This is a genomic window from Pseudomonas sp. HLS-6 TE3448 (assembly GCF_053629555.1).
This window is the reverse complement of the sequence record NZ_JBRJIO010000001.1, coordinates 1,196,060-1,220,973: the sequence shown is the minus strand read 5'-3', so window position 1 is coordinate 1,220,973 and position 24,914 is coordinate 1,196,060. Positions and strand designations below refer to the sequence as shown.

Annotated in this window: 25 protein-coding genes and 1 pseudogene; 11 read left to right on the top strand and 15 right to left on the bottom strand. The window is 60.7% G+C overall.

The genetic code is table 11. The features are described from left to right. Complete coding sequence (exbB, locus tag AB7M23_RS05730) at window positions 1-975, bottom strand: tonB-system energizer ExbB (RefSeq protein WP_454240394.1); 975 nt, start codon at window positions 973-975, stop codon at window positions 1-3. 192 nt (window positions 976-1,167) lie between these two features. Here exbB and AB7M23_RS05725 point away from each other — a divergent pair, with 192 nt between their 5' ends. Next, entirely contained in the window at window positions 1,168-2,025 is an 858-nt protein-coding gene (locus AB7M23_RS05725) for an SDR family oxidoreductase (protein ID WP_454240393.1), read from the top strand. Between the two features lie 12 nt (window positions 2,026-2,037). Here AB7M23_RS05725 and AB7M23_RS05720 read toward each other — a convergent pair whose 3' ends face one another. The 5 genes from AB7M23_RS05720 to AB7M23_RS05700 form a co-directional block, all read right to left on the bottom strand. Further along, window positions 2,038-2,769, bottom strand: a complete 732-nt coding sequence (locus AB7M23_RS05720) for a hypothetical protein (protein WP_099776352.1) — start codon at window positions 2,767-2,769, stop codon at window positions 2,038-2,040. A gap of 59 nt (window positions 2,770-2,828) precedes the next feature. Then, on the bottom strand, window positions 2,829-3,209 hold the full coding sequence (locus AB7M23_RS05715) for a RidA family protein (RefSeq protein WP_454240392.1): 381 nt from the start codon (window positions 3,207-3,209) through the stop codon (window positions 2,829-2,831). A gap of 24 nt (window positions 3,210-3,233) precedes the next feature. Beyond that, window positions 3,234-5,342: a bifunctional GTP diphosphokinase/guanosine-3',5'-bis pyrophosphate 3'-pyrophosphohydrolase gene (spoT, locus tag AB7M23_RS05710; protein ID WP_454240391.1), complete on the bottom strand. Its 2,109-nt coding sequence runs from the start codon at window positions 5,340-5,342 to the stop codon at window positions 3,234-3,236. Between the two features lie 60 nt (window positions 5,343-5,402). Then, window positions 5,403-5,666 (bottom strand): DNA-directed RNA polymerase subunit omega, encoded by a 264-nt coding sequence (gene rpoZ, locus AB7M23_RS05705; RefSeq protein ID WP_065758143.1) that lies wholly within the window; start codon window positions 5,664-5,666, stop codon window positions 5,403-5,405. A 189-nt stretch (window positions 5,667-5,855) separates the two neighbouring features. Next, window positions 5,856-6,731, bottom strand: a complete 876-nt coding sequence (locus AB7M23_RS05700) for a LysR family transcriptional regulator (RefSeq protein WP_065758144.1) — start codon at window positions 6,729-6,731, stop codon at window positions 5,856-5,858. 244 nt (window positions 6,732-6,975) lie between these two features. Between AB7M23_RS05700 and AB7M23_RS05695 the strand changes: the two genes are divergently transcribed. From AB7M23_RS05695 to AB7M23_RS05680, 4 genes are all read left to right on the top strand, one after another. Then, window positions 6,976-8,358, top strand: coding sequence for a glutamine synthetase family protein (locus tag AB7M23_RS05695; protein ID WP_065758145.1), 1,383 nt, complete (start codon window positions 6,976-6,978; stop codon window positions 8,356-8,358). 18 nt (window positions 8,359-8,376) lie between these two features. Continuing rightward, on the top strand, window positions 8,377-9,870 hold the full coding sequence (locus tag AB7M23_RS05690; protein WP_454240390.1) for an aldehyde dehydrogenase: 1,494 nt from the start codon (window positions 8,377-8,379) through the stop codon (window positions 9,868-9,870). Window positions 9,871-9,884: 14 nt separating this feature from the next. Next, window positions 9,885-10,655: a gamma-glutamyl-gamma-aminobutyrate hydrolase family protein gene (locus AB7M23_RS05685; RefSeq protein ID WP_454240389.1), complete on the top strand. Its 771-nt coding sequence runs from the start codon at window positions 9,885-9,887 to the stop codon at window positions 10,653-10,655. 114 nt (window positions 10,656-10,769) lie between these two features. Further along, a complete protein-coding gene (locus AB7M23_RS05680) occupies window positions 10,770-12,326 on the top strand; it encodes an APC family permease (RefSeq protein WP_454240388.1) in 1,557 nt (518 codons plus the stop codon). 11 nt (window positions 12,327-12,337) lie between these two features. On the opposite strand, the gene gmk is transcribed toward AB7M23_RS05680, so the two are convergent. Continuing rightward, entirely contained in the window at window positions 12,338-12,958 is a 621-nt protein-coding gene (gene gmk, locus AB7M23_RS05675; RefSeq protein WP_099776343.1) for a guanylate kinase, read from the bottom strand. 13 nt (window positions 12,959-12,971) lie between these two features. Beyond that, window positions 12,972-13,835, bottom strand: a complete 864-nt coding sequence (locus AB7M23_RS05670; protein WP_099776341.1) for a YicC/YloC family endoribonuclease — start codon at window positions 13,833-13,835, stop codon at window positions 12,972-12,974. 261 nt (window positions 13,836-14,096) lie between these two features. On the opposite strand from AB7M23_RS05670, the gene rph reads away from it, so the two are divergent. Beyond that, complete coding sequence (gene rph, locus AB7M23_RS05665; RefSeq protein WP_065758151.1) at window positions 14,097-14,819, top strand: ribonuclease PH; 723 nt, start codon at window positions 14,097-14,099, stop codon at window positions 14,817-14,819. Window positions 14,820-14,833: 14 nt separating this feature from the next. Next, the gene (locus tag AB7M23_RS05660) at window positions 14,834-15,202 is read left to right on the top strand and encodes a DUF4870 domain-containing protein (protein WP_330522462.1); all 369 of its coding nucleotides are present in this window, start codon (window positions 14,834-14,836) and stop codon (window positions 15,200-15,202) included. Window positions 15,203-15,387: 185 nt separating this feature from the next. On the opposite strand, the gene AB7M23_RS05655 is transcribed toward AB7M23_RS05660, so the two are convergent. Continuing rightward, window positions 15,388-16,167, bottom strand: coding sequence for an exodeoxyribonuclease III (locus AB7M23_RS05655; protein ID WP_065758153.1), 780 nt, complete (start codon window positions 16,165-16,167; stop codon window positions 15,388-15,390). A gap of 80 nt (window positions 16,168-16,247) precedes the next feature. On the opposite strand from AB7M23_RS05655, the gene pyrE reads away from it, so the two are divergent. Further along, the gene (gene pyrE, locus AB7M23_RS05650) at window positions 16,248-16,889 is read left to right on the top strand and encodes an orotate phosphoribosyltransferase (RefSeq protein WP_065758154.1); all 642 of its coding nucleotides are present in this window, start codon (window positions 16,248-16,250) and stop codon (window positions 16,887-16,889) included. An 81-nt stretch (window positions 16,890-16,970) separates the two neighbouring features. On the opposite strand, the gene argB is transcribed toward pyrE, so the two are convergent. The 4 genes and pseudogenes from argB to coaBC form a co-directional block, all read right to left on the bottom strand. Next, complete coding sequence (gene argB, locus AB7M23_RS05645; protein ID WP_065758155.1) at window positions 16,971-17,876, bottom strand: acetylglutamate kinase; 906 nt, start codon at window positions 17,874-17,876, stop codon at window positions 16,971-16,973. A gap of 27 nt (window positions 17,877-17,903) precedes the next feature. Beyond that, window positions 17,904-19,283 (bottom strand): annotated as a pseudogene (locus tag AB7M23_RS05640) (phosphomannomutase/phosphoglucomutase); the annotation flags it as partial. A 142-nt stretch (window positions 19,284-19,425) separates the two neighbouring features. Next, window positions 19,426-19,881 (bottom strand): dUTP diphosphatase, encoded by a 456-nt coding sequence (gene dut, locus AB7M23_RS05635; protein WP_065758157.1) that lies wholly within the window; start codon window positions 19,879-19,881, stop codon window positions 19,426-19,428. Window positions 19,882-19,887: 6 nt separating this feature from the next. Continuing rightward, the gene (gene coaBC, locus AB7M23_RS05630; RefSeq protein WP_065758158.1) at window positions 19,888-21,096 is read right to left on the bottom strand and encodes a bifunctional phosphopantothenoylcysteine decarboxylase/phosphopantothenate--cysteine ligase CoaBC; all 1,209 of its coding nucleotides are present in this window, start codon (window positions 21,094-21,096) and stop codon (window positions 19,888-19,890) included. Between the two features lie 134 nt (window positions 21,097-21,230). Here coaBC and radC point away from each other — a divergent pair, with 134 nt between their 5' ends. Further along, window positions 21,231-21,905, top strand: coding sequence for a RadC family protein (gene radC / locus AB7M23_RS05625; protein WP_102052715.1), 675 nt, complete (start codon window positions 21,231-21,233; stop codon window positions 21,903-21,905). Here radC and AB7M23_RS05620 read toward each other — a convergent pair. Continuing rightward, the gene (locus tag AB7M23_RS05620) at window positions 21,902-23,491 is read right to left on the bottom strand and encodes an ABC transporter substrate-binding protein (RefSeq protein WP_065758160.1); all 1,590 of its coding nucleotides are present in this window, start codon (window positions 23,489-23,491) and stop codon (window positions 21,902-21,904) included. The two genes, radC and AB7M23_RS05620, sit on opposite strands and share 4 nt — an antisense overlap. Before the next feature lie 362 nt (window positions 23,492-23,853). Here AB7M23_RS05620 and rpmB point away from each other — a divergent pair, with 362 nt between their 5' ends. Beyond that, window positions 23,854-24,090 (top strand): 50S ribosomal protein L28, encoded by a 237-nt coding sequence (gene rpmB, locus AB7M23_RS05615; protein ID WP_010225868.1) that lies wholly within the window; start codon window positions 23,854-23,856, stop codon window positions 24,088-24,090. Between the two features lie 11 nt (window positions 24,091-24,101). Next, the gene (gene rpmG / locus AB7M23_RS05610) at window positions 24,102-24,257 is read left to right on the top strand and encodes a 50S ribosomal protein L33 (protein ID WP_013793373.1); all 156 of its coding nucleotides are present in this window, start codon (window positions 24,102-24,104) and stop codon (window positions 24,255-24,257) included. Window positions 24,258-24,356: 99 nt separating this feature from the next. Here the strand turns inward: rpmG and AB7M23_RS05605 are convergent, their stop codons facing one another. After that, window positions 24,357-24,719 carry a cupin domain-containing protein gene (locus AB7M23_RS05605; protein WP_102052713.1) on the bottom strand — a complete coding sequence of 121 codons (363 nt, stop codon included), beginning with the start codon at window positions 24,717-24,719 and terminating at the stop codon, window positions 24,357-24,359. Window positions 24,720-24,914: the final 195 nt, after the last annotated feature.

Here is a 24,914-nt window from a genome sequence, read left to right as displayed (position 1 = left end):
TTACCCCACTTTCACCATGTGTGGCTGAGCGATGCGCTCGCCTGGCTGTTGGTCCAGATCGCGGCTGACCAGCAGCAGTACCTGGGCCGACGCGTCGGAAACCTGTGCCTTGTAGCCGGCGATGGAGCGGGCGAAGACGTTGTAGATGACCACCGCAGGAATCGCTGCAACCAGGCCCAGGGCCGTCGCCAGCAGGGCTTCGGCGATGCCGGGGGCGACCACAGCCAGGTTGGTGGTCTGAGTCTTGGCGATGCCGATGAAGCTGTTCATGATGCCCCAGACCGTACCGAACAGCCCGACGAAGGGGGCAGTGGAGCCGATGGTTGCCAGCACGCCGGTGCCGCTGCTCATGTTGCGACCGCTGGCGGCGACCAGGCGCTCCAGGCGGAAGCTGACACGCTCCTTGATGCCTTCTTTCTCGCGGGTATTGGTCGAAAGGCGCATTTCTTCGAGGGCATCATGGACCAGCAGGTGGGCCAGGGTGCCTTCGGTATTGGCAACGCCGCTGGCTTCCTTGAGGCTCAAGGATTTCTTCAGCAGGGCGATGTCACCCCGCAGGCGACGTTTGGCGCCCATCAGCTCCAGGCCTTTGGCAATCCAGATGGTCCAGGTGATGATCGAGGCAATGGCCAGACCGATCATGACCGCCTTGACCACCACGTCGGCGTTTTTGTACATGCCCCACGGCGACAGATCGTGGGCCATGCCCAGGCTGGTGTCTTCGGCAACGGCTGCTGCACCTTCGCTGGCGTGGCCTTCGAGTGGTGCTACGGCAGGGGCGGCGGATTCGGCAGCTGTTTCGGCGCCAGGTGTGGCGGGTGCAGCAGCGGCAACGGCTGCCGCTGGCGAGCTGTGTTGTAAAGCTGGCTCATCGGCCATGGCCGCAGGCGCCAGTACCAGGCTGAACATCAGCGCGGCGATAGTGCGCCAGGCGCGCGACGGGGTTGGCAAAGCGGAAGAAGGGATACGTGTCATGCTGGCCCGACCTGATGAAAAAGAAAGAGGTGGATGCTCTCCAGGCCTCGAGGCAGGCCGAGAACAAATTGGGTTGCCATTATTGCAAGTAATTCTTGTTAGCAAAAGTAATAAAGTAACTTTCTTCCATATTCTCTAGCTACCTATCGATTTTCGCAGATAGGCTGTGGCTTTGATAACCGGAGTTTCGAGATGTCTGCGCCCTCTGTTTTGATTGTCGGTTGTGGCGATGTCGGTGGCCGCCTGGCGACCCAATTGCAAGCTGCGCACTGGCAGGTAAGCGGCCTGCGCAGAAACATCGCGCAGTTGCCTGCAGGTGTCAGCGGAATTGCTGCTGACCTGAGCAATGCGACCTGCCCACCCGCCTGGCCGAAGGTTGCGCCGGACTATCTGGTCTATTGCGTGGCGGCTAGCCAGCACGATGAGACGGGCTATCGGGCGGCGTATGTCGATGGCCTGCGGCATGTGCTGGGTTGGCTTGGCGAACAGGGGCAGCAGCCACGACGGTTGCTGTTTGTGTCCAGTAGCAGTGTCTATGCGCAAAAGGATGGGGAGTGGGTCGATGAAACCTCGGCCACTGAACCTGAGGGCTATTCGGGGCGGCTGATGCTCGAAGCCGAGCAGGTGGCCCTGAACAGCGCCGTACCGGCGACGATTGTGCGCCTGACCGGTATCTATGGCCCTGGGCGTGAGTGGTTGTTGACGCAGGTGCGCCAAGGTTACCGGGTGACCGAGACGCCACCATTGTATGGCAACCGGATTCATGCCGAGGACGCTGCCGGGTTGCTGGCGTACCTGTTGCAGGCGGACAGCGAGGGGCGGGCGTTGGACGATTGCTACATCGGTGTGGACGACGCGCCGGCACCGCTGTTCGAGGTGGTGGCCTGGTTGCGGGAATACCTGGGTGTCACCCAGTGGTCGGAACAGGCGCGCGTGCGGCGCACGGGCAGCAAGCGCTGCCGGAACGCACGAGCACGCTCGCTGGGTTGGGTCCCGCGTTACCCGAGTTATCAGGAAGGCTACGCGGCAATTCTTGCAGGGCGCGATTGACGCGCCCCGGGTTTACTTACGCTCCAGCAGCCAGCGGCGGGCGCCTGGACGAAGTTCAGGCATCTCGTCGTCGCGGGCCTGGTTGATGGCCTGGAAAATTTCCAGTGTCTTGCCATCACGCTTGAAGATCCACGGGCTACCCTGCTGGTTCTTCTCCAGCCACAGGCTGTCGTACTCGCCGGTCATGGTGGCGCAGTCGCCGTCCAGGCACAGGGCGTAGCGGTCCAGGTTCGGCATGCCTTCGAGGCTGCCATTGGGGCTGAACTTCATGGTCGCGCCTTGGCCTGGGCCTTCGACGATTGACCAGTCACCTTTGAGGTAGGCCTCATAGAGGGCCAGTTCAAACGTCGTGCGGGGCGGTGCGTCGAGCTGTGGCTTGTCGGCTTTATGGAAGCGCTGCTCTGGGTCGTTTTCGCTGGCCGCCTGGACCAATTCGTCGCCATCCAGGGTCAGGCCAATGCTGTAGTTGGGATAAAACACAGCGTTCCAGCCCTTGTCGGCGGGCTGCAGTTTAGCTTCGCTGAGTTCAAAGCCGCTGGTAACCAGGGCCTGGTTGGCGGCGGTATTGATACGCCACTCCAGGTTCGGGCCGTTGCTTTGCAAGGCCTGACGCAGGTTGCCGCCTTTGGCGGCTGCATCGATGGCGTTCTGGTTGATCCAGATGCCGTTGAAATCTTCAGGTTTATGACTGGCGCAGCCACCGAGCAGGGCGGCAACAAACGACAGGACGAGCGCGTAGCGCATGGCGGGGTCCTTTCAGGGAAAAACGATGGCGAACCCTGCAAGGTTCGCCATCTGGGGCATTACTCGAGGACCAGGATCGCGTCCATTTCTACTTGCGAGCCGCGAGGCAGTGCGGCAACGCCGATGGCGGCGCGAGCAGGGTAAGGCTGTTCGAAGTAGCGGCCCATGATTTCGTTGACCTTGGCGAAGTGGCTCAGGTCGGTCAGGAAGATGTTCAGCTTGACGATGTCCTTGAACGAACCGCCAGCAGCTTCGGCGACGGCTTTCAGGTTCTCGAAGACCTGGACGGTCTGGGCCTCGAAGCCTTCAACCAGTTCCATGGTTTTTGGATCGAGCGGGATCTGCCCGGACATGTAAACGGTGTTGCCGGCCTTGATCGCCTGAGAGTAGGTGCCGATGGCCGCTGGGGCCTTGTCACTGGTGATGACGGTCTTGGTCATGGATGACTCCTTGCTGTTGTCGGGCTACGTGCGCATGCGGGTGATGCGAATCACGCCAGTCAGTGCACGCAGTTTCTTGATCACGCGGGCCAGGTGTACGCGGTCGTGTACGCTGACCACCAGTTGGACCACGCTGATGCGACCATCGCGTTCGTCCATGCTGATTTTCTCGATGTTGCCGTCGGCAGCGTTGACGCTGCTGGCTAGCAGGGCAATCAGGCCGCGCTGGTGTTCCAGTTCGACGCGCAACTCCACATTGAATTCGCCGGTGACGTCCTTGGCCCAGGAGAGCTGGATGCACTTTTCCGGGTTGTGGCGGATTTCGCTGATGTTGCGGCAGTTTTCCAGGTGCACGACCATGCCTTTGCCGGCCGACAGGTGGCCGACGATGGGGTCGCCCGGAATCGGTGTGCAGCATTTGGCATAGCTCAGCACCAGGCCTTCGGTGCCGCGGATGGCCAGCGGGCCTTCAGGGCTTGGCAACTGCTCGCCTTCGCTGGACAGCAGGCGGCGAGCCACGACATAGGCCATGCGATTGCCAAGGCCGATGTCTTCTAGCAGGTCTTCGATCAGTTCCAGGCGGTATTCGCTGAGCATGGCCTGGACGCGTTCCTGAGGAATTTTCTCCAGCGCGCTGTCGAAACCATGGAGCACTTTGTTCAGCAGGCGCTCGCCAAGGCTGATCGATTCGGAGCGGCGTTGCAGCTTGAGCGCGTGGCGGATGTGCGTACGGGCTTTGCCGGTCACCACGAAGTTGAGCCAGGCCGGGTTTGGCCGTGCCCCTGGCGCACTGACGATCTCGACGGTCGAACCGCTCTGCAGCGGTTCGGACAGCGGTGCCAGGCGACGATTGATGCGGCAGGCAATGCAGCTGTTGCCGACGTCGGTATGCACGGCATAGGCGAAGTCGACCGCCGTGGAGCCCTTGGGCAGCTCCATGATGCGGCCTTTAGGCGTGAACACGTAGACCTCGTCCGGGAACAGGTCGATCTTCACGCTCTCGATGAATTCAAGGGAGTTGCCTGCACGTTGCTGCAACTCCAGCACGCCCTTGACCCACTGACGGGCACGGGCATGGGTACTTTTGGGCTGTTCGTCGTCACTGGATTTGTACAGCCAGTGGGCGGCGATACCGTTGTTGGCCATCTCTTCCATTTCGCGGGTGCGGATCTGGATTTCGATGGGAACACCGTGCATGCCGAACAGTGTGGTGTGCAGTGACTGGTAGCCGTTGGCCTTGGGGATCGCGATGTAATCCTTGAAGCGGCCCGGCAGTGGCTTGTACAGGTTGTGAACTGCACCAAGTACGCGGTAGCAGGTGTCGACCTTGTCGACGACGATGCGGAACGCGTAGACATCCATGATCTCGTTGAAGGCCCGGCGTTTGCCGCGCATCTTCTTGTAGATGCCATAGAGGTGTTTCTGTCGGCCGCTGACTTCGCCTTCGATCCCGTCGACCGCCAGGCAATGGCTGAGCGACTCTTCGATCTTGTTGACGAGTTCCTTGCGGTTGCCGCGGGCGCGTTTCACCGCCTGATGGATGCGTGCGGAGCGCATCGGGTACATGGCCTTGAAACCCAGGTCTTCGAATTCCACGCGCACGGCGTGCATGCCCAGGCGGTTGGCGATGGGGGCGTAGATTTCAAGGGTTTCCTTGGCGATGCGTCGGCGCTTCTCGCCGGACAGCACTTCCAGGGTGCGCATGTTGTGCAGGCGGTCGGCCAGCTTGACCAGAATCACGCGGATGTCCCGGGCCATGGCCATGGCCATTTTCTGGAAGTTTTCCGCTTGGGCCTCGGCCTTGGTTTCGAAGTTCATCTGGGTCAGCTTGCTGACCCCGTCGACCAGTTCGGCGACAGTTTCGCCAAATTGCGCTGAAAGCGCTTCCTTGGCGATACCGGTGTCTTCGATCACGTCGTGCAGCATGGCGGCCATCAGGCTCTGATGGTCCATGTGCATGTCGGCAAGAATGCTCGCTACCGCAAGGGGATGGGTAACGTAAGGTTCGCCGCTGCGACGGCGTTGGCCATCGTGGGCTTGTTCGGCGTAGAAATACGCTCGGCGCACCAGGTTGACCTGGTCAGCGCCGAGGTAGGTCGACAGGCTATCGGCAAGGGCATCTATGCTCGGCAACGTACTACCTCCTGCCGATGGCTGGTGCCTTGCGCCGTGCAATGTCGACCAGGCATGAACTTAGACGGCCTCGTTGGCCTCGTCTTCAAATGCGGCAAAGATAGGCTCTTCAACGACCACATCTTCTTGAGCGACGAATTCGTTGTCGACCAGGCCGGCAGCGATTTCACGCAGTGCAACTACGGTTGGCTTGTCGTTTTCCCAGGCCACTTTGGGTTCCTTGCCACCGGTTGCCAGCTGGCGGGAACGCTTGGTGGCGAGCATGACCAGCTCGAAACGGTTATCGACGTTGTCCAGGCAATCTTCAACGGTCACGCGGGCCATGGTATTCCTCGTAGCAAATGCAATAGGCAAGCAGCCCGGATGGGCGAGCGGACTCGGTAGTTTAAAAAATCACCAGCCAATAGGGAAGCGCTGATTTCAGTTCTCGCTCAGGCGGCATGCTTTGGCCGAGAGTTTTAGCGTTAGAGCAGACGATAACCATTTGCGTGGGGTTAGCACAACTCCCTCGTGCTACTCGCCCATCGCCGCGCGCAAGCGTGGGGTCAGTTCGTCAAACAGCGTCTGTACTGAGCGCAGTGCGCGGCAGTCGGGGCGAGTCAGCAGCCAGAGTTCGGTATCGCAGCCGGGCAGGGCATCGCTCAGCCGCTCCACCCCGGGGAGGCTGTCGGCCATGTAGTCAGCCAGCGCTGCGACGCCCAGCCCTGCACCTACCAGTTGCGCGACGGCGGCCATGCTGCTGCAGCGGTAGCGTGGTACCACGCCAGGTAGGTGCTGCTCGCGCCAGACCACCGAGGCATGATCGGACATCGAGTCGTCCAGTGCGATCCAGGGCAGTGATGCCGGAGCCTCGGCCAGGCGCTGGCGATAATCGGCGTGCCCATAAACAAGGTAGGAGGCCGTGCCCAGGCAGCGACCGACCAGGTGCTCGGGGGGCGAGTTGGTCAGACGCAGGGCGACATCGGCATCGCGTCGGCTGAGGTTGGCGAAGGAGTTGGAGGTTGCCAGCTCCAGCGACAGCGCCGGGTAGGTTGGCATGAAATGGGCCAGCGCCGGCAGCAGCAGGCTGTGCAATACCGCTTCGGTGCAGGTCAGGCGCACGGTGCCGCTGACCACCTGGTCGCCGTGTTCCACCGCCACCTGGGCTGCATCCAGTGCCTGTTCGGCGCGCTCGGCTTGCTCCGCCAGCGCTTGAGCTGTGCCAGTGGGGACGTAGCCCTTGCGGCTTTTATCGAACAGCGCCTTGCCCAGTGAGGCCTCAAGCCTGCGAATCGAGCGAAAGACGGTCGACACGTCCACCTTGAGCAGTTCGGCAGCTTTTGCCAGAGATCGCCCGCGAACCAGGGCGAGCACCAGGGTGAGATCGGTATGGCTGACCTGATATTGCATGAGTGCACTCTTAGCTTGCCGAAATGCCAATGTCTGTTGCGTTGAGGCCATTCTATAGTGAAGCAGCAGCCGCGAATCAACCTCGCCGCCGGCCAGAGTGCCGAGTGCAGCGCACAAGGATGTTCATTCGGCTGTTTCCCACGATGGGAATACTAGAAAAATAAACCAACCATCGACGCCCACAGGGCGCCTGCAACACACCCCTTCATATTGTCGCCCGATAAAAATCAAAGGATGCATAGCCATGACGTCGGTCTCCCCGTGCGCCAGCCCTTCCAGCGAGATGAGCGAGTTTCTCCAGGCTTATCCTGAAGTCCAGTTCGTGGACCTGCTCATTTCCGACATGAACGGTGTCGTGCGCGGAAAGCGAATCGAGCGTGCGAGCCTGCACAAGGTTTACGAAAAAGGTATCAATCTGCCAGCGTCGCTGTTTGCGCTGGATATCAACGGCTCGACCGTGGAAAGCACCGGCCTGGGCCTGGATATCGGTGATGCCGACCGTATTTGCTTTCCCATTCCCGGCACGCTGAGCTACGAGCCTTGGCAGAAGCGTCCTACCGCGCAGCTGCTGATGACCATGCACGAGCTGGATGGCACGCCTTTCTTCGCTGACCCGCGAGAAGTGCTGCGCAGCGTGGTGGAGAAGTTCGATGCGCTGGGCCTGACCATCTGCGCGGCCTTCGAGCTGGAGTTCTACCTGATCGATCAGGACAACGTGAATGGCCGCCCACAGCCGCCCCGTTCGCCGATCTCGGGTAAGCGTCCGCAGTCGACTCAGGTCTACCTGATCGATGATCTGGACGAGTACGTCGATTGCCTGCAGGACATGCTTGAAGCGGCCAAAGAGCAGGACATCCCGGCTGACGCCATCGTCAAGGAAAGCGCCCCGGCACAGTTCGAGGTCAACCTGCATCACGTTGAAGATGCGATCAAGGCCTGCGACTACGCGGTCCTGCTCAAGCGTCTGATCAAGAACATCGCCTACGACCATGAAATGGACTCCACTTTCATGGCCAAGCCGTACCCTGGCCAGGCGGGCAACGGTTTGCACGTGCATATCTCGCTGCTGGACAAGAAAACCGGCAAGAACATCTTCACCAGTGATGAGCCCGAGCAGAACGACGCGCTGCGCCACGCCATTGGTGGCGTGTTGGAAACCCTGCCGGCGTCGATGGCTTTTCTCTGCCCGAACGTCAACTCGTACCGGCGTTTCGGTGCCCAGTTCTATGTGCCGAATGCGCCAAGCTGGGGCCTGGACAACCGTACTGTAGCCCTGCGCGTGCCCACCGGCAGTGCTGATGCGGTGCGCATCGAGCACCGTGTTGCCGGTGCTGATGCCAACCCGTACTTGATGATGGCGGCAATTCTCTCCGGCATTCATCACGGCCTGACCAACAAGATCGAGCCGGGTGCGCCGGTGGAAGGCAACTCCTACGAGCAACTGGAGCAGAGCTTGCCAAACAACTTGCGCGACGCACTGCGCGAGCTGGATGACAGCGAAGTGCTGAACAAGTACATCAGCCCGGACTACATCGATGTCTTTGTCGCCTGCAAGGAAAGTGAGCTGTCAGAGTTCGAAGTATCGATCTCGGATCTCGAATACAACTGGTACCTGCATACGGTGTAAGGCCTGGAGCACACGAACATGACCACCTTGTCCCGCGCACAATGGGAATCCCTTTTCCAGAACCTGAGCATCGAAGGGCGTGCCTTTATCGATGGCCAGTACCAGGCTGCTGTCTCGGCTGAAACCTTCGAGAGCCTGAGCCCGGTCGATGGCCGTCACCTGGCCAATATCGCCAGTTGTGATGCCGCAGATGCCGAGCGTGCTGTCCTGGCGGCCCGCCGCAGTTTTGAAAGCGGCGCCTGGTCGGGCCTGGCACCGGCCCAGCGCAAGCGTGTGCTGATTGCTTTCGCTGACGCGCTGTTGGCCAACGCCCAGGAGCTGGCACTGCTGGAAACCCTGGATATGGGCAAGCCGATCAGTGACTCGCTCAGCATCGACGTGCCGGGTGCGGCGAATGCCATCCGCTGGAGCGCCGAGGCCATTGATAAGGTCTACGACGAAGTGGCGCCAACGCCGGTCGACCAGCTGGGTTTGGTTACCCGCGAAGCGGTGGGTGTGGTAGCGGCGATCGTGCCGTGGAACTTCCCCCTGATGATGGCCTGCTGGAAGCTTGGCCCGGCGCTGGCTACCGGTAACTCGGTGATCCTCAAGCCTTCGGAAAAGTCGCCACTGACCGCCATTCGCATTGCTCAACTGGCTATCGAAGCCGGCATTCCTGCGGGCGTGCTGAACGTGCTGCCAGGCTATGGCCACACCGTCGGCAAGGCCCTGGCCCTGCACATGGACGTGGACACCCTGGTGTTCACCGGTTCAACCAAGATCGCCAAGCAACTGATGATCTATGCCGGCGAATCGAACATGAAGCGTGTCTGGCTGGAGGCTGGTGGCAAGAGCCCGAACATCGTCTTTGCCGACGCTCCTGACCTGCAGGCAGCGGCTGACGCCGCCGCTTGCGCCATTGCCTTCAACCAGGGCGAAGTGTGTGTGGCGGGCTCGCGCCTGCTGGTCGAGCGCAGCATCAAGGATCGCTTTCTGCCGATGGTCATCGAGGCGCTCAAGGCCTGGAAGCCCGGCCATTCGCTGGACCCGACTACTCGGGTTGGCGCCCTGGTGGACGGCACCCAGCTGGATACTGTGCTGGGCTATGTCGAGGCCGGTGCCGCTGACGGTGCGACGCTGGTCGCCGGTGGCAAGCGCGTGCTGGAAGAAACCGGCGGCGTCTATGTGGAGCCGACGATCTTTGATGGTGTGGACAATGCCATGCGTATTGCCCGTGAAGAGATCTTCGGCCCGGTGCTGTCAGTGATTGCGTTCGATACCGCCGAAGAAGCCATCAGCATTGCCAACGATTCACCGTTCGGCCTGGCCGCAGCGGTCTGGAGCAGCGACCTGTCCAAGGCACACCGCACGGCCAAGGCCCTGCGCGCCGGTAGTGTCTGGGTCAACCAGTACGACGGTGGTGATATGACGGCGCCGTTCGGCGGCTTCAAGCAGTCCGGTAACGGGCGTGACAAGTCACTGCATGCGTTCGACAAGTACACCGAACTCAAGGCGACCTGGATCAAGTTGTAAACGAGGGCTGACAGATGAAGCAGGTTACCCCACTGATTGGCGTCACTGCCTGCCGCCAGCAACTGGAAAAGAATTCCTCGCACACGGCGGGTGACAAGTATGTCGAGGCTGCAGGCTTTGCCGGGATTCCCCTGATATTGCCTGCGCGTGCCGAGCCTGTGGCTGCAGAGCTTGTGCTAGAGCGGTTGGATGGCATTCTTTTTACCGGTTCGCCTTCAAATGTGGAGCCGCATCATTACAATGGCAGCCCCAGCGCGGAGGGAACCCGACACGATGTGTACCGTGATCGCCTTACCCTGCCGTTGTTGCGTGCGGCGATTGCGGCGGGCGTGCCGGTGTTTTGCATTTGCCGTGGTTTCCAGGAGCTGAATGTGAGCCTCGGTGGCAGCCTGCATCAACAGGTTCATGAGTTGCCTGGCTACCTGGACCACCGCGAGCCGAAAGACGTTGCGCTGGAGGTGCAATACGCACCGCAGCACTCAGTGAGCGTGCAGCCGGGTGGGCTTTTCGAGCGCTTGGGGCTGCCCACGGTTTTCGAGGTCAACTCGTTGCATGGCCAGGGCATCGAGCGCCTGGCCAGTGGCCTGCGGGTCGAAGCCGTTGCGCCGGATGGATTGGTCGAGGCGGTCACGCTGGATAGCGCGCCAGGGTTTGTTCTTGGCGTTCAGTGGCATCCGGAATGGCGTTTTACCGACAACCCTGTCTCGTTGCGCCTGTTTCAGGCGTTCCGCGAGGCTTGTATCGCCCATGCGGCGGGAAAGCGTGTTGAGGTGGCGGCCATTTGAGGCTGTCCGGCGCCCCCGGATGTCATGAATCAAGCAGTGAGCTTTCCATGAGTGAAAGCGGGTGCCTTGCAAGACGCCCATCTAGAACAATACCAATAGCGACGGCAAATACTCATGAGTGAATACACAGAAGCGAGTCGGCCCTCGGGCTCGGCAGAGTCGGCGCAGGCCAGCTCAGGCGCTTCCACCCATCGCAGCAAAGGGCTGGCCAAGGGCCGGCTCGGGCTGCTTGCCAGCATTGTGCTTGGCATCTCCACCATTGCGCCGGTTTATACCCTGACCGGCGCGCTCGGGCCTACCGTGCGCGAAGTCGGCGAACACCTGCCAGCCGTGTTCCTTGTCGGCTTCCTGCCCATGCTGCTGGTTGCGCTGGGCTACCGCGAGCTGAACGCTGCCGAGCCCGATAGCGGCACGTCATTCACCTGGTCTGCCCGTGCCTTTGGCCCGATGATTGGCTGGATCGGCGGTTGGGGGCTGGTCACCGCGACAACCATTGTGTTGTCCAACCTGGCGGGTGTGGCAGTGGACTTCTTCTACCTGTTCCTCGGCCAGCTCAGCGGCAGCCATGAGGTGTCTGCGCTGAGCGATAACCTGTTGGTCAACGTCACCACCTGTTGTGTCTTCATTGCCATGGCCGTGTGGATCTGCTGCCGTGGCATGGGTACTACCATGACGGTGCAGTATGGCCTGGTGGCCTTGCAACTGGTGGTGCTGATCGGTTTCTCCATGGCCGCGTTCGGTGGGTCGCCGACCATCCCGCCGCTGCAATTCGACTCAGACTGGTTCAACCCGTTTGGCGTCGAGTCGTTCTCCTCGTTTGCAGCCGGGCTGTCGCTGTCGATCTTCATTTTCTGGGGGTGGGACGTCTGCCTGACCGTGAGCGAAGAGTCGGTGGGCAGTGAAGAAGTACCCGGCAAGGCTGCCACCTGGACCGTGCTGTTGATCCTTGGCCTGTACCTGGTGACCGGTATTGCTACGTTGCAGTTCGCCGGTATCGGTGACATTGGCCTGGGGCTGGGCAACCCGCGCATTCAAGAGAACGTCTTCGCACACCTGGCCGGCCCGGTCATGGGGCCGCTGGCTATCCTGATGTCCATTGCGGTACTGGCCAGTACCGCGGCGTCCCTGCAGTCGACCTTCGTCTCGCCAGCGCGCACGCTGCTGGCCATGGGGTACTACGGTGCCGTGCCTGAGCGATTTGCCAGCATCTGCCCGCGCTCACAGACGCCACGCTACGCGACCATCTGTGCAGGCGTTGCTGCCGGTCTGTTCTACGTCACCATGCGCACCCTGAGTGAAAACGTATTGGCCGACACCATCACCGCGCTGGGGATGATGATCTGCTTCTACTACTCGCTGACGGCGTTCGCGTGCGTGTGGTACTTCCGCGACAGCCTGTTCGACAGCCTGCGTCACTTCATGATGCGCGGCCTGTGCCCCTTCGTGGGCGGTGGGATTCTGTCGGTGATCTTCGTTCAGACCGCCATCGACAGTGCTTCCCCGTCGTTCGGCAGTGGCTCGCATGTCGCAGGCCTGGGCCTGGTGTTCGTGATCGCGATGATCATTCTGTTGCTGGGCATCTTCCTGATGGTGCTGTCGCGCATGCGTGCACCAGCGTTCTTCCTGGGGATGACTCTGCATCGGCAGGCAACGCTGCCCTGCCGACGCTGAGACGGCGCCAATCAGGCGAGCAACTGTTTGAGTAGCTCGCTGTGGCGCTGTTGCTGGCTCTTCTGCTGCAGGCGGTTGGCCCTGAAGATCGCCTTGAGGTCTTCAAGGGCCACGGCGAAGTCGTCGTTGATGATGACGAAGTCGTACTCGTTGTAGTGGCTCATCTCGCTGACGGCTTCACGCATCCGACCCTCAATGATCTCATCGCTGTCCTGGCCACGGTTGGTCAGGCGCTGGCGCAGGGCCTGCTGGCTGGGCGGCAGGATGAAGATCGAGCGTGCCTGTGGCATCTGCTTGCGTACTTGTTCGGCGCCCTGCCAGTCGATTTCCAGAATCAGGTCGTGGCCTTCGTCCAGGGTTTGCTGCAGCGTGCTCTGTGACGTGCCGTAGAGGTTGCCGAAGACTTCGGCCTGCTCCAGAAAGTCACCGTGTTCGGTCATGCGGATGAACTCGGCGCGATCGACGAAGTGGTAGTTCACCCCGTTCTCTTCGCCCGGACGCATGGCGCGGGTGGTATGCGAAACCGAAACGCGAATGCTCGGCTCGGCGTCGATGAGGGCTTTGACCAGGCTGGTCTTGCCGGCGCCGGAAGGGGCCGAGATGATGTAGAGGATGCCGCTGCTGTGGTTCATGGTCGGGGTGGCCTTACTCAATGTTCTGTACTTGTTCACGCATCTGCTCGATCAGGACCTTGAGGTTGACCGCTGCTTGGGTGCTACGTGGGTCGAAGGCTTTGGAGCCAAGGGTGTTCGCTTCGCGGTTCAGCTCCTGCATCAGGAAGTCGAGGCGCCGGCCTGCGGCACCACCGGATTTGAGTACACGGCGTACCTCGGTCATGTGGGTGCTCAGGCGGTCCAGTTCTTCGGCGACGTCGCTTTTCTGGGCCAGTAGCACCATTTCCTGTTCCAGGCGCTGTGGATCGAGTTCGGCTTTCATGTCCGTGAAGCGATCCAGGACCTTCTGGCGCTGAACGGCCAGCATCTGCGGTACCAGGGCACGCAGGGTCGTGACCTCGGTGGCCATGTTGTCCAGGCGTTCGTTGATCAGCCTGGCCAGCTCGGTGCCCTCGCGGTTGCGACCGTTGCGCAGCTCCTTCAGGGCCTCTTCAAACAGGCTCATGGCCTCGATATTCAACGCTTGCGGGTCTGTCGCGTCTGCCACCAGCACGCCTGGCCACGCCAGCACTTCCAGCGGGTTGAGCGCAGCAGGCTGCTTGATCAGGCTGGCGACGGTCTCGGCGGCGGCAACCAGTTGCGCGGCGCGCTCGCGATCAACCTGCAAGGGTTTGCCAGTGCTTTCTTCATTGAAGCGCAACGTGCATTCGACCTTGCCGCGTGACAGGCCCTGACGGAGGGCTTCACGTACCGTGCCTTCAAGGTCGCGGAAGGCATCAGGCAGACGTAAGTGGGGTTCCAGGTAGCGGTGGTTGACCGAGCGCAATTCCCAGATGAGGGTACCTTGGGCGCCAGCGCGTTCGGCGCGGGCAAAGGCGGTCATGCTATGCACCATGGGAAGTACCTCGCAGTAGGTTGAAGGGAAGCCGACAGGCTGCAAAGGCGCAGGATTGTAGCGCAGTGCGAGGTGTGCTCCCAATCCACTGATGTTACAAACACTCTCTGGATTGCCGGAAAAAACCGACCAACGTCTCTGGCTCAAGGCTGGCGCGTACCCTGCGGGTGCATAAACAGCTGTTTCTGCCCTGGGCATGTCCAGCGGAGCCTGGGCGCTCTATAATGCTGGGCAGATTCAAGTCCAGTACAGGTATCCCCTATGAAACGTCCAAGTGGTCGCGTTGCCGATCAGCTCCGCTCGATCCGCATCACCCGCAACTACACCAAGCACGCCGAAGGGTCGGTACTGGTCGAGTTCGGCGACACCAAAGTCGTCTGCACGGTCAGCGTCGAAAATGGTGTTCCCCGGTTCCTCAAAGGTCAGGGCCAAGGCTGGCTGACAGCAGAGTACGGCATGCTGCCGCGCTCCACTGGCGAGCGTAACCAGCGCGAAGCCAGCCGTGGCAAACAGGGTGGCCGCACCCTGGAAATCCAGCGTTTGATCGGCCGCTCGCTGCGTGCTGCGCTGGACATGAGCAAGCTCGGCGACATTACCCTCTACGTCGACTGCGACGTGATCCAGGCCGATGGCGGTACCCGCACGGCGTCGATCACCGGTGCCATGGTCGCGCTGGTCGATGCCCTGCGTGTCGTCAAGAAGCGTGGCGGCCTCAAGGGCGGTGACCCGCTCAAGCACATGATCGCTGCCGTTTCGGTGGGCATGTACCAAGGCGTTCCAGTGCTCGACCTGGACTACCTGGAAGACTCCGCTGCCGAGACTGACCTGAACGTGGTCATGACCAGCGCCGGTGGCTTCATCGAAGTGCAGGGCACCGCTGAAGGCGCGCCGTTCCAGCCCGAAGAGCTCAATGCCATGTTGGCATTGGCGCAAAAAGGCATGAGCGACCTCTTCGAACTGCAGAGCGCTTCGCTGGCTGACTGAGTGAGGATGGCCTGATGGGCGAACAACCTCTGAATGCATCCACCCCGAGTGCCGATGTGCGCCAGTGGGCGATGTTCTGCCACCTCGCGGCTTTCTGCGGGTTGTTGTTCCCCTTCGGCAACTTGCTGGGACCGTTGATCATCTGGCAATGGAAGCGTGAGCTGGACCCGTTCATCGATGCCCAAGGTAAGGAATCGCTGAACTTCCAGATTACCGTGACCATTGCCTACGTGATCTGCATCGCACTGTTCATCGTATTGATTGGCTTTGCGTTGCTCGGCCTGCTGGTAGTGGCCGCAGCCATCCTGATGATCATCGCTTCGGTCAAGGTCAATGAGGGGCAGGCGTATCGCTACCCCTTTACCTGGCGGGTGATTCAGTAGCGGCAGGGTTGTTGGCTTTTCCTGTGGGATGCAGGCTTGCCTGCGATGGCGTCGGCGGGGTGCCAATGAGCACGCGGCGCCTGCATCGTTGGCAAGCCAACTCCCACAGGGTGTCTTGCGCTATTTTTGGCACATAAAAACGAACCCCCGCTGAAAAGCGGGGGTTCGTTTTTGTGCGTGACCGTTTAAATGGTCAGCGTCCAGTCATAGTCCACGATCAGTGGCGCATGCTGGGAGAAGCGTGGCTGGCGTGGCAGGCGTGCGCTACGCACGAAGCGGCGCAGGCCTGGTGTCAGCAACTGGTAGTCGAAGCGATAGCCCAGGTTGAGCATCTCGGCCTGTTCGTTGTCCGGCCACCAGCTGTACTGCTCGCCTTCGCGGCTGACTTCGCGCAGGGCATCGACATAGCCCATGTCGCCGACGATGGTGTCCATCCAGGCCCGTTCCGGGGCCAGGAAGCCCGGGGACTGCTGGCTGTCGCGCCAGTTCTTGATGTCGAGCTTCTGCTGCGCGACATACAGCGAGCCGCAGTAGATGTATTCACGACGCTTGCGACGTTGCTTGTCCAGGTACTTGGCGAAGTCGTCCATCAACTTGAACTTCTGGTTCAAGTCTTCGTCGCCGTTCTGCCCGGAAGGCAGCAGCAAGGTGGCAATACTGACTTTGTCGAAGTCTGCCTGCAGGTAACGTCCGTAGCGGTCGGCTGTCTCGAAGCCCAGGCCGCTGATGACTGCCTTGGGCTGCAAGCGCGAGTAAAGTGCCACACCGCCTTGGGCGGGGACTTCTGCGTCGCAGGCATAAAGGAAGTAGCCATCGAGCTGGAAAGCTGGGTCGTCGAGTTCAAAGGCCGAGGCGCGGGTATCCTGAAGGCAGATGACGTCGGCATTCTGGGCTTGCAGCCAACTGAGCAAACCACGCTCGACTGCAGCCTGAATGCCATTTACGTTCACACTGATGATCCGCATAAATGGCCCCAAAAATCTCGTGCGTGTATGATACCCGAGCTGTACTCAATTAGCTAAATCCGTGGCATCCGGGACTCTACATGCAGCCGTATCAGCGCGACTTTATTCGTTTTGCCATCGATCGTGGGGTTCTGCGCTTCGGTGAGTTCACCCTCAAGTCGGGGCGTACCAGCCCGTATTTCTTCAATGCCGGCCTGTTCAACAGCGGCGCGGCCCTGGCTCAGCTCGGGCGTTTCTATGCGGCGGCGATTGTCGACAGCAAGATTCCGTTCGACGTGCTGTTCGGCCCGGCCTACAAAGGCATCCCGCTGGCAGCGGCGACCGCTGTAGCGCTGGCTGAGCATCACCAGCTCGACGTGCCGTGGTGCTTCAACCGCAAGGAAGCCAAGAGCCATGGCGAAGGCGGCAGCCTGGTCGGCGCGCCACTGACCGGCGACGTCTTGATCATCGACGACGTGATCACTGCCGGCACGGCGATCCGCGAGGTCATGCAGATCATCCAGGGGCAGCAGGCCAAGGCCGCTGGCGTGCTGATCGCACTGAACCGTCAGGAGCGCGGCAACGGCGAGTTGTCGGCGATCCAGGAAGTGGAGCGTGACTTTGGTATCCCGGTGGTCAGCATTGTGTCGCTGACCCAGGTACTGGAGTTCCTCGCTGACGATCCAGCGCTCAAGCAGCATCTGCCTGCGGTCGAGGCGTACCGGGCCCAGTACGGTATCTGAAGCCCATGCGCAACAAAAAGGCCCTGCATTGCAGGGCCTTTTTGCTTCTCTGGTGTGCCACCAGATCGGGAGCTGAGGCTGTTACTCAGGCTTCTGATTGGTAATCAGGGTGCCGACGCCGCTGTCGGTGAAGATTTCCAGCAGGACCGCATTCGGTACCCGACCGTCGATGATGTGCGAGCTGTTGACGCCACCCTGGACGGCTTCCAGCGCGCAGCGAATCTTCGGCAGCATGCCGCCGTAGATGGTGCCATCGGCGATCAGGTCGTTGACCTGCTCGGTGGTCAGACCGGTCAGCACGTGACCTTGCTTGTCCATCAGGCCTGCGATGTTGGTCAGCAGGATCAACTTCTCGGCCTTCAGGGCTTCGGCGACCTTGCCGGCGACCAGGTCGGCGTTGATGTTGTAGGACTCGCCGTTGGCACCAACACCAATCGGTGCGATCACCGGGATGAAGTCGCCCTTGACCAGCATGTTCAGCAGGTCGGTATTTACCCCAACCACTTCGCCTACATGGCCGATGTCGATGATTTCAGGCGAGGTCATTTCCGGGGTCTGGCGGGTGACTTTGAGCTTCTTCGCACGAATCAGCTCAGCGTCCTTACCGGTCAGGCCGATGGCGCTGCCGCCATGACGGTTGATCAGGTTGACGATGTCCTTGTTGACCTGGCCACCGAGAACCATCTCGACCACGTCCATGGTTTGTGCGTCAGTGACGCGCATGCCATCGATAAAGTGGCTCTCGATCGACAGGCGCTTGAGCAGATCGCCGATCTGCGGGCCGCCGCCATGTACGACCACAGGGTTGATACCCACGGCTTTCATCAGGACCACGTCACGGGCGAAACCGGTTTTGAGCTCTTCGCTCTCCATCGCGTTGCCGCCGTACTTGATCACCAGGGTCTTGCCGACAAAGCGGCGGATATAAGGCAGCGCTTCGGACAATACCTGGGCGACATGGGTGGCGGCATCACGATCGAGGGTCATGCAAAGCTCCAGTGGAACAGTAGTCGGTCAGAACGGTAGTTGCAGGTTGGGTTCAACACGCTTCAGTTGCGCGTGGAAAACATCCTTGATGCGTTGCAGTTCGGCGTCGGTTTCGGCTTCAAAGCGCAGCACCAGTACCGGGGTGGTATTGGAGGCGCGCACCAGGCCCCAGCCATTGGGGTAGTCGACTCGAACACCATCAATGGTGGTCAGGCTGGCTTCGCCCCAATCCGCATCACGCTGCAGTGCATCAATGATGCTGAATTTACCTTCGTCGGTCACTTCAATGTTGATTTCCGGCGTGGAAATATCATTTGGGAAGGCGGCGAACAGGGTTTCGGCGTCGACCGACTCCTTGCTGAGGATTTCCAGCAGCCGCGCGGCGCTGTAAATACCGTCGTCGAAGCCGAACCAACGCTCCTTGATGAAGATGTGTCCGCTCATCTCGCCGGCCAGCAGGGCGCCGCTCTGCTTCATTTTCTTCTTGATCAGCGAATGACCGGTTTTCCACATCAGTGGACGACCACCGTACTGCTCGATCAATGGGCTCAGGCGGCGGGTGCATTTGACGTCGAAGATGATTTCGGCGCCCGGGTTGCGGGCCAGTACGTCCTTGGCAAACAGCATCAGCAAGCGGTCCGGGTAGACGATGTTGCCGGTGTTGGTCACGACACCGACGCGGTCGCCGTCGCCGTCAAAGGCCAGGCCCAGGTCCGCGCCGGTCTCTTTCACCTTGGCGATCAGGTCGACCAGGTTTTCGGGCTTGCCTGGGTCTGGATGGTGGTTCGGGAAGTTGCCGTCCACTTCGCAGAACAGCGGAATCATCTCGCAGCCCAAGGCTTCGATCAGTTGTGGGGCAATGACACCGGCTGCGCCGTTGCCGCAGTCCACAACGACCTTGAGCTTTTTCGCCAGCTTGATGTCGCCAGTGATCTGCTGGAAGTAGCGATCAAGGATCTCGACGCGCTCGACATGGCCTTGGCCATGGCTCAGGTCGTTGGTCTTCAAGCGGGTCAGCAGCGCCTGGATCTGCTCGTTGGCCAGGGTGTCACCGGCGATGACGATCTTGAAACCGTTGTAGTTCGGCGGGTTGTGGCTGCCGGTCAGCATGACGCCGGATTTGCCGGCGAGAACGTTGGCGGCGTAGTACAGGGCAGGCGTAGGCACCAGGCCCACGTCGCTGACCTGGCAACCGGCCTCGGCCAGACCTTTGATCAACTGCTCGACCAGCATCGGCCCGGACAGGCGGCCGTCACGGCCCACTGAAACTTGCGGCTCGCCTTGAGCCAGGCTCTGGGCACCAATGGCCCGGCCAATCCAATAGGCAGTCTCGGCGGTCAGGGTGTCGCCAACCACGCCACGAATGTCATAGGCGCGAAAGATGCTTTCAGGGAGTGTGGGTACCAGTTGTGTCATGTCATTCATCACTGGGGAGCTCCAATCTCAAGGGCGTGCGGTGCAGGCTCAAGTTGAGCGCTTTGACAGTGTTTCTGCCAGAGCGTTCGCCAATCCGTTGGGTTGCGTTGGGCAGCCGAGGCTGCCCGGTGGGTCAGTGGCTGCCGGAGTGGCCGAAGCCACCCGCGCCGCGTTGGCTTTCATCGAACGTTTCGACGATGTCGAAATGGGCTTGTACCACCGGCACCAGCACCAGTTGGGCGATTCGCTCGCCAACAGCGATGGTGAATGCAGTCTGGCCGCGGTTCCAGCAGGACACCATCAGTTCGCCCTGGTAGTCGGAGTCGATCAGGCCGACCAGATTGCCCAGCACGATGCCGTGCTTATGACCAAGGCCCGAGCGTGGCAGGATCAGGGCTGCCAGGCCGGGGTCACCGATGTACACCGACAGGCCAGTCGGGATCAGCAGGGTCTGGCCTGGCTCCAGGACGGTGTCTTCCTTGAGCATGGCACGCAGGTCAAGGCCGGCGGAGCCTGGGGTGGCGTACTGTGGCAGCGGGAATTCGTTGCCGATGCGAGGGTCGAGAATCTTGGCTTGTAGAGCGTGCATGCGCGATTAAACCTGGTTAAGACGTTCAGCAATAAAGGCGATCAGCTGACGGGCGATCTTGCCTTTGCTGGTCTGGGCGAAAAGGGTTTCTTGCAGTTGCCGGTCGATCACGCTGCAGGCGTTCTCTTCGCTGTTGAAGCCAATGCTGGGGTTGGCGACATCGTTGGCGACGATCAGGTCAAGGTTCTTGTCCTTGAGCTTGCGTGCGGCGTAGTCGAGCAGGTGTTCGGTCTCGGCGGCAAAGCCGACACTGAACGGACGGTCCGGACGGGTGGCGATGGTGGCAAGGATATCGGGGTTGCGCACCATCTGCAGCAGCAGGCCGTCACCGGTGGTCGGGTCTTTCTTTAGCTTTTGTGGGGCTACGACCTCTGGCCGGTAGTCCGCAACCGCTGCCGAGGCAATAAACAGGTCGCAGGGAATGGCGGCTTCACACGCGGCGAGCATGTCGCGGGCGCTGACCACATCGATGCGGGTCACCCGGTCAGGGGTTGGCAGGTGTACAGGGCCGGTAACCAGCGTGACCTTGGCACCCGCTTCGACCGCTGCTTCGGCCAGGGCAAAGCCCATTTTGCCGGAGCTGTGGTTGGTGATGTAGCGCACCGGGTCGATGTTTTCCTGGGTCGGGCCGGCCGTAATCAGTACATGCTTGCCGGTCAGCGACTCGCGCTTGAAGCATTCGGCGGCATGCCACGCCAGGTCGTTGGCTTCAAGCATGCGGCCCAGGCCTATATCACCACAGGCCTGGCTACCGGACGCCGGGCCGAATACCTGGATCTGGCGGCTTTGCAGCAGTTCAAGGTTGGCCTGGGTGGCCGGGTCGCGCCACATGGCCTGGTTCATGGCCGGGGCGACGGCAACCGTCGCGTCAGTGGCCAGCACCAGTGTGGTCAGCAGGTCATTGGCGACGCCTTGGGCCAGGCGTGCGATCAGGTCAGCGGTGGCCGGTGCGATCAGCACCAGGTCGGCCCACTTTGCCAGCTCGATATGGCCCATGGCGGCTTCGGCGGCCGGGTCGAGCAGATCCAGATGAACCGGGTGCCCGGACAGGGCCTGCATCGTCAGGGGGGTAATGAATTCAGCACCGCCACGGGTCATGACGACACGGACTTGCGCGCCGTGCTCAAGAAGTCGGCGAACCAGTTCGGCACTCTTGTAGGCGGCGATGCCGCCGCCGACGCCGAGAACAATGCGTTTCCGATACAGCCGCTGCATAGGCTTGCCTTGTCAAATCAGGGTTTGCACGTGCCGATCAGGCTTGTAGGAAGCCAAATCGGCGAAGAAAAAGAGGGGCTAAGATAGCACAGCACTCAAGCCAGACAGCAGTACCCAGTGGGCAGGGAGGTAGCATGAGCATCAAGGATTGGCCGGTCGCGGAGCGGCCTCGGGAGAAGTTACTGGCGCGAGGGGCCACCAGCCTCTCGGACGCCGAATTGCTGGCTATTTTTCTACGAACCGGGGTTCGCGGGCGCAGTGCCGTCGACCTGGCGCGTTACCTGTTACAGCAGTTCGGCAGCTTGCGAGCGCTGTTGGAAGCAGACCTCAGGCGGTTCAGCACCGAGCCAGGGCTGGGGCCTGCCAAGTTTACCCAGTTGCAGGCGGTCATGGAGATGGCCCGGCGCCATCTGGCCGAGCGTTTGCGCCGGGACTCGGTCCTGGAGAGCCCGCAGGCCGTCAAGGACTACCTCAAGGCCGAGTTGCGTCACGAGCCGCATGAGGTGTTTGGCTGCCTGTTCCTGGACAGCAAGCACCGGGTGCTTGCGTTTGAAGTGCTGTTTCGCGGGTCTATCGACAGCGCCAGTGTCTACCCACGGCAAGTGATCAAACGCTCGCTTGCACACAATGCGGCTGCCTTGATCCTGTGCCATAACCACCCGTCGGGGGTTTCGGAGCCCAGCCAGTCCGACGTGATCCTCACCCGGCGGCTCAAGACGGCGCTTGAGCTGGTGGATGTCCGGGTGCTGGATCACTTCATCATCGGCGATGGCGAACCCTTGTCGATGGTCGAGTACGGCTGGTTTTAGCGGGCCACATTCACCTTCGAGAAGTCCTGCCGGCCAAACGGGCTTACCTGATAGCCCTCCACACCCTTGCGGGTGAGGGCAGCAGCAGTTGGGTGCGCCAGTGGCAGCCACAATGCCTGCTGCTGGATCAGCGTCTGCGCCTGCTCGTACAGGCGGCTGCGCACGCTCTGGTCGTTGGTGGTCTTGCCGGCGCTGATCAACTGATCCAGGCGCGGGTCGCAATAACGGGCAAAGTTGGTTCCGGACTTCACGGCGGCACAGGAAAACTGTGGGCTGAGGAAGTTGTCGGGGTCGCCATTGTCGCCAGCCCAGCCCATGAACAGCAGGTCATGCTCGCCCGCCTTGGCCCGGCGGATCAGCTCGCCCCATTCGATAACGCGAATCTCGGCCTGAATGCCGATCTTGCCGAGGTCGGCCTGCAACAACTGTGCGCCCAGGCTTGGGTTAGGGTTGAGCAGACTGCCCGAAGGGCGCGTCCAGATCGTGGTGCTGAAGCCCTTCGCCAGGCCAACCTTGGCCAGCAAGCCGCGGGCTTTGTCCACGTTGGTGGGGTAGCCGGGCAGGTCCTTGGCGTAACTCCAGGTGTTGGGCGGGTAAGGGCCGTTAGCGGCGACGGCGGTGTCTTCAAAAACCGCCTTCAGGTAGCTGGCTTTATCGAATGCCAGGTTGATGGCCTGGCGGACTTCCACTTTATCCAGTGGCGGATGCTGGCTGTTGATGGCGACAAAGGCGGTCATGAAGGCATCGGTCTTCTCGGCCTTCAGGTTGTCATCCTTGGCGGCTTCGGCGATGTCCAGTGGCTTGGGCGACAAGGCGATCTGGCATTCGTTGCGCCGCAACTTCTGCAGGCGCACGTTGGCATCGGGGGTGATCGTGAAAATCAACGGGTCGACCGCCGGTTTGCCGGCAAAGTAGTCCGGGTTGGCCCGATAACGGATGTTGGCGTCCTTCTGGAAGCGACCAAAGACAAACGGCCCGCTGCCGATGGGCTGGCTGTTGAGCTTCTCCGGGGTGCCGGCCTTGAACAGTTGGTCGGCGTATTCGGCCGAGTAGATCGAGGCGAAGCCCATGCTCAACGTGGCCAGGAAGGTGGCGTCCGGGTGGTCGAGGGTGAAGCGCACGGTGAGCGGGTCTGGCGCTTCGATCTGCTTGATCAGCTCAGGCAGTTGCAGCGATTGCGCATGGGGGAAGCCGCTTTGTGCAATCTTGTGCCAGGGATGAGCGGGGTAGAGCATGCGCTGGAAGCTGAACAGCACGTCGTCGGCATTCAGTGTGCGACTGGGCTTGAAGTAGGCGGTGCTGTGGAACTTCACTTCGGGACGCAGTTTGAACTCGTAGGTCAGGCCATCACTGGAAACTGTCCAGCGCTCCGCCAGGCTCGGCACCACCTGGCCTTGGGTCGCGTCGAATTCGACCAGCCGGTTCATCAACACATCGGCTGACGCGTTGGTGGTGGTCAGTGAGTTGTACTGAACCACGTCGAAGCCTTCAGGGCTGGCTTCGGTGCAAACGCTCAGTGCCGCCGCCTGGGCCAGTGCAGGCGCAAATACAGCGGCGAACAGTAACGGTAGAGCGGCAGGACGCATGGGGACTCCTTGGCTGATCGATGGCCCATCTGCCGATGCAGTCTGGAAGTGTCCTACCCTAGTGCGCGCCGGACTAAATGGCTATATCCTTTTTGGCTTATCTTGCGACGAGTGGTCGAGGGTGCTCCAAGCCCACGGCTGTGCTGTTCGCGTATGATTCGTTGCACGGCAATTCGTATCTGCTGTTGTTGTACTCTGGTCTTTCTGGTATAAAGCAGCGCTCTTTTCTAGGGGCCCGGTTTGTCGCGTCTGTGCGTATAACCGATAAGACCCTGAAGAAACACGGCGCCTGGCGCCATAGACTGAGAGATTAAGCGGCCAACCCATGCCGGGTTGGGCATGTGGTTTTAGAGGGCTGAGGCATGTCGAGAGTCTGTCAAGTTACCGGTAAGGGTCCGGTAACCGGGAACAACATTTCCCACGCAAACAACAAAACCCGTCGTCGTTTCCTGCCGAACCTGCAGCATCATCGCTTCTGGGTCGAGTCTGAGAAGCGTTTCGTGCGTCTGCGCGTATCCGCCAAAGGCATGCGTATCATCGACAAGCGCGGCATCGATGCCGTTCTGGTTGACATCCGCCGCAACGGCGCCAAGGTCTAAGGGAGAGAATCATGCGTGAATTGATCCGTCTGGTGTCGAGCGCTGGTACTGGCCACTTCTACACCACTGACAAAAACAAGCGCACCACCCCCGACAAGATCGAAATCAAGAAGTACGATCCTGTGGTTCGCAAGCACGTTGCTTACAAAGAAGCCAAAATCAAGTAATTGATTGGTTTCTCGCCGGTGTCCTTTCAGGGTGCTGGCACACAAAAAACCCGGCCTTCGTGCCGGGTTTTTTGTTGCTGTCATGCCTGAACGTTGGGCTTAGGCCTTCTGTTCAAACATCACATAGATTTTACGGCACGGCTCCAGCACCTCCCAGGTGCCCGTGAAACCGGCGGGGATGACAAAGCGGTCGCCTGCCCGCAGGGTTTTTGCCTGCCCTGCGCTGTCACGCAGTACCGAGACGCCCTGAAGGATCTCGCAGTACTCGTGTTCGGTGTAGTTCACTGTCCATTGGCCGACAGCGCCTTCCCATACGCCGGCGGCAAATTGCCCGCAGGGGCTGGAATAGTGGTTGAAGACCGCCTGCTCAGGATCGCCCTTGAGGATTTTCTCTGCTGCAGGGCGGTAACGTTCCGCTTCCGTCATGGCTTGGCTGAAATCGACGATCTGCTGAATCTTCATAGACGGGTCACCCTTATTGTGTTTAATAAACTGCACATCAGTAGGCTTTTTGCCTATTTGTGTCAAATATATTGATAATTTGGGTGCTGCTGGTTTAGGGTGTCTGATGCCGTCGAGCGTCGTATCGCTCCGGCAAAATTTCTGACAGCACCCGTGAGCCCTCGTGCGGTGCTGCACTTCAATAAGAGGAGGAGT

Excerpts from the sequence above, each read along its gene's own strand:
- exbB (WP_454240394.1), bottom strand. The coding sequence starts at position 975 with ATGACACGTATCCCTTCTTCCGCTTTGCCAACCCCGTCGCGCGCCTGG.
- AB7M23_RS05725 (WP_454240393.1), top strand. The coding sequence starts at position 1,168 with ATGTCTGCGCCCTCTGTTTTGATTGTCGGTTGTGGCGATGTCGGTGGC.
- AB7M23_RS05720 (WP_099776352.1), bottom strand. The coding sequence starts at position 2,769 with ATGCGCTACGCGCTCGTCCTGTCGTTTGTTGCCGCCCTGCTCGGTGGC.
- AB7M23_RS05715 (WP_454240392.1), bottom strand. The coding sequence starts at position 3,209 with ATGACCAAGACCGTCATCACCAGTGACAAGGCCCCAGCGGCCATCGGC.
- rpoZ (WP_065758143.1), bottom strand. The coding sequence starts at position 5,666 with ATGGCCCGCGTGACCGTTGAAGATTGCCTGGACAACGTCGATAACCGT.
- AB7M23_RS05700 (WP_065758144.1), bottom strand. The coding sequence starts at position 6,731 with ATGCAATATCAGGTCAGCCATACCGATCTCACCCTGGTGCTCGCCCTG.
- AB7M23_RS05695 (WP_065758145.1), top strand. The coding sequence starts at position 6,976 with ATGACGTCGGTCTCCCCGTGCGCCAGCCCTTCCAGCGAGATGAGCGAG.
- AB7M23_RS05690 (WP_454240390.1), top strand. The coding sequence starts at position 8,377 with ATGACCACCTTGTCCCGCGCACAATGGGAATCCCTTTTCCAGAACCTG.
- AB7M23_RS05685 (WP_454240389.1), top strand. The coding sequence starts at position 9,885 with ATGAAGCAGGTTACCCCACTGATTGGCGTCACTGCCTGCCGCCAGCAA.
- AB7M23_RS05680 (WP_454240388.1), top strand. The coding sequence starts at position 10,770 with ATGAGTGAATACACAGAAGCGAGTCGGCCCTCGGGCTCGGCAGAGTCG.
- gmk (WP_099776343.1), bottom strand. The coding sequence starts at position 12,958 with ATGAACCACAGCAGCGGCATCCTCTACATCATCTCGGCCCCTTCCGGC.
- AB7M23_RS05670 (WP_099776341.1), bottom strand. The coding sequence starts at position 13,835 with ATGGTGCATAGCATGACCGCCTTTGCCCGCGCCGAACGCGCTGGCGCC.
- rph (WP_065758151.1), top strand. The coding sequence starts at position 14,097 with ATGAAACGTCCAAGTGGTCGCGTTGCCGATCAGCTCCGCTCGATCCGC.
- AB7M23_RS05660 (WP_330522462.1), top strand. The coding sequence starts at position 14,834 with ATGGGCGAACAACCTCTGAATGCATCCACCCCGAGTGCCGATGTGCGC.
- AB7M23_RS05655 (WP_065758153.1), bottom strand. The coding sequence starts at position 16,167 with ATGCGGATCATCAGTGTGAACGTAAATGGCATTCAGGCTGCAGTCGAG.
- pyrE (WP_065758154.1), top strand. The coding sequence starts at position 16,248 with ATGCAGCCGTATCAGCGCGACTTTATTCGTTTTGCCATCGATCGTGGG.
- argB (WP_065758155.1), bottom strand. The coding sequence starts at position 17,876 with ATGACCCTCGATCGTGATGCCGCCACCCATGTCGCCCAGGTATTGTCC.
- dut (WP_065758157.1), bottom strand. The coding sequence starts at position 19,881 with ATGCACGCTCTACAAGCCAAGATTCTCGACCCTCGCATCGGCAACGAA.
- coaBC (WP_065758158.1), bottom strand. The coding sequence starts at position 21,096 with ATGCAGCGGCTGTATCGGAAACGCATTGTTCTCGGCGTCGGCGGCGGC.
- radC (WP_102052715.1), top strand. The coding sequence starts at position 21,231 with ATGAGCATCAAGGATTGGCCGGTCGCGGAGCGGCCTCGGGAGAAGTTA.
- AB7M23_RS05620 (WP_065758160.1), bottom strand. The coding sequence starts at position 23,491 with ATGCGTCCTGCCGCTCTACCGTTACTGTTCGCCGCTGTATTTGCGCCT.
- rpmB (WP_010225868.1), top strand. The coding sequence starts at position 23,854 with ATGTCGAGAGTCTGTCAAGTTACCGGTAAGGGTCCGGTAACCGGGAAC.
- rpmG (WP_013793373.1), top strand. The coding sequence starts at position 24,102 with ATGCGTGAATTGATCCGTCTGGTGTCGAGCGCTGGTACTGGCCACTTC.
- AB7M23_RS05605 (WP_102052713.1), bottom strand. The coding sequence starts at position 24,719 with ATGAAGATTCAGCAGATCGTCGATTTCAGCCAAGCCATGACGGAAGCG.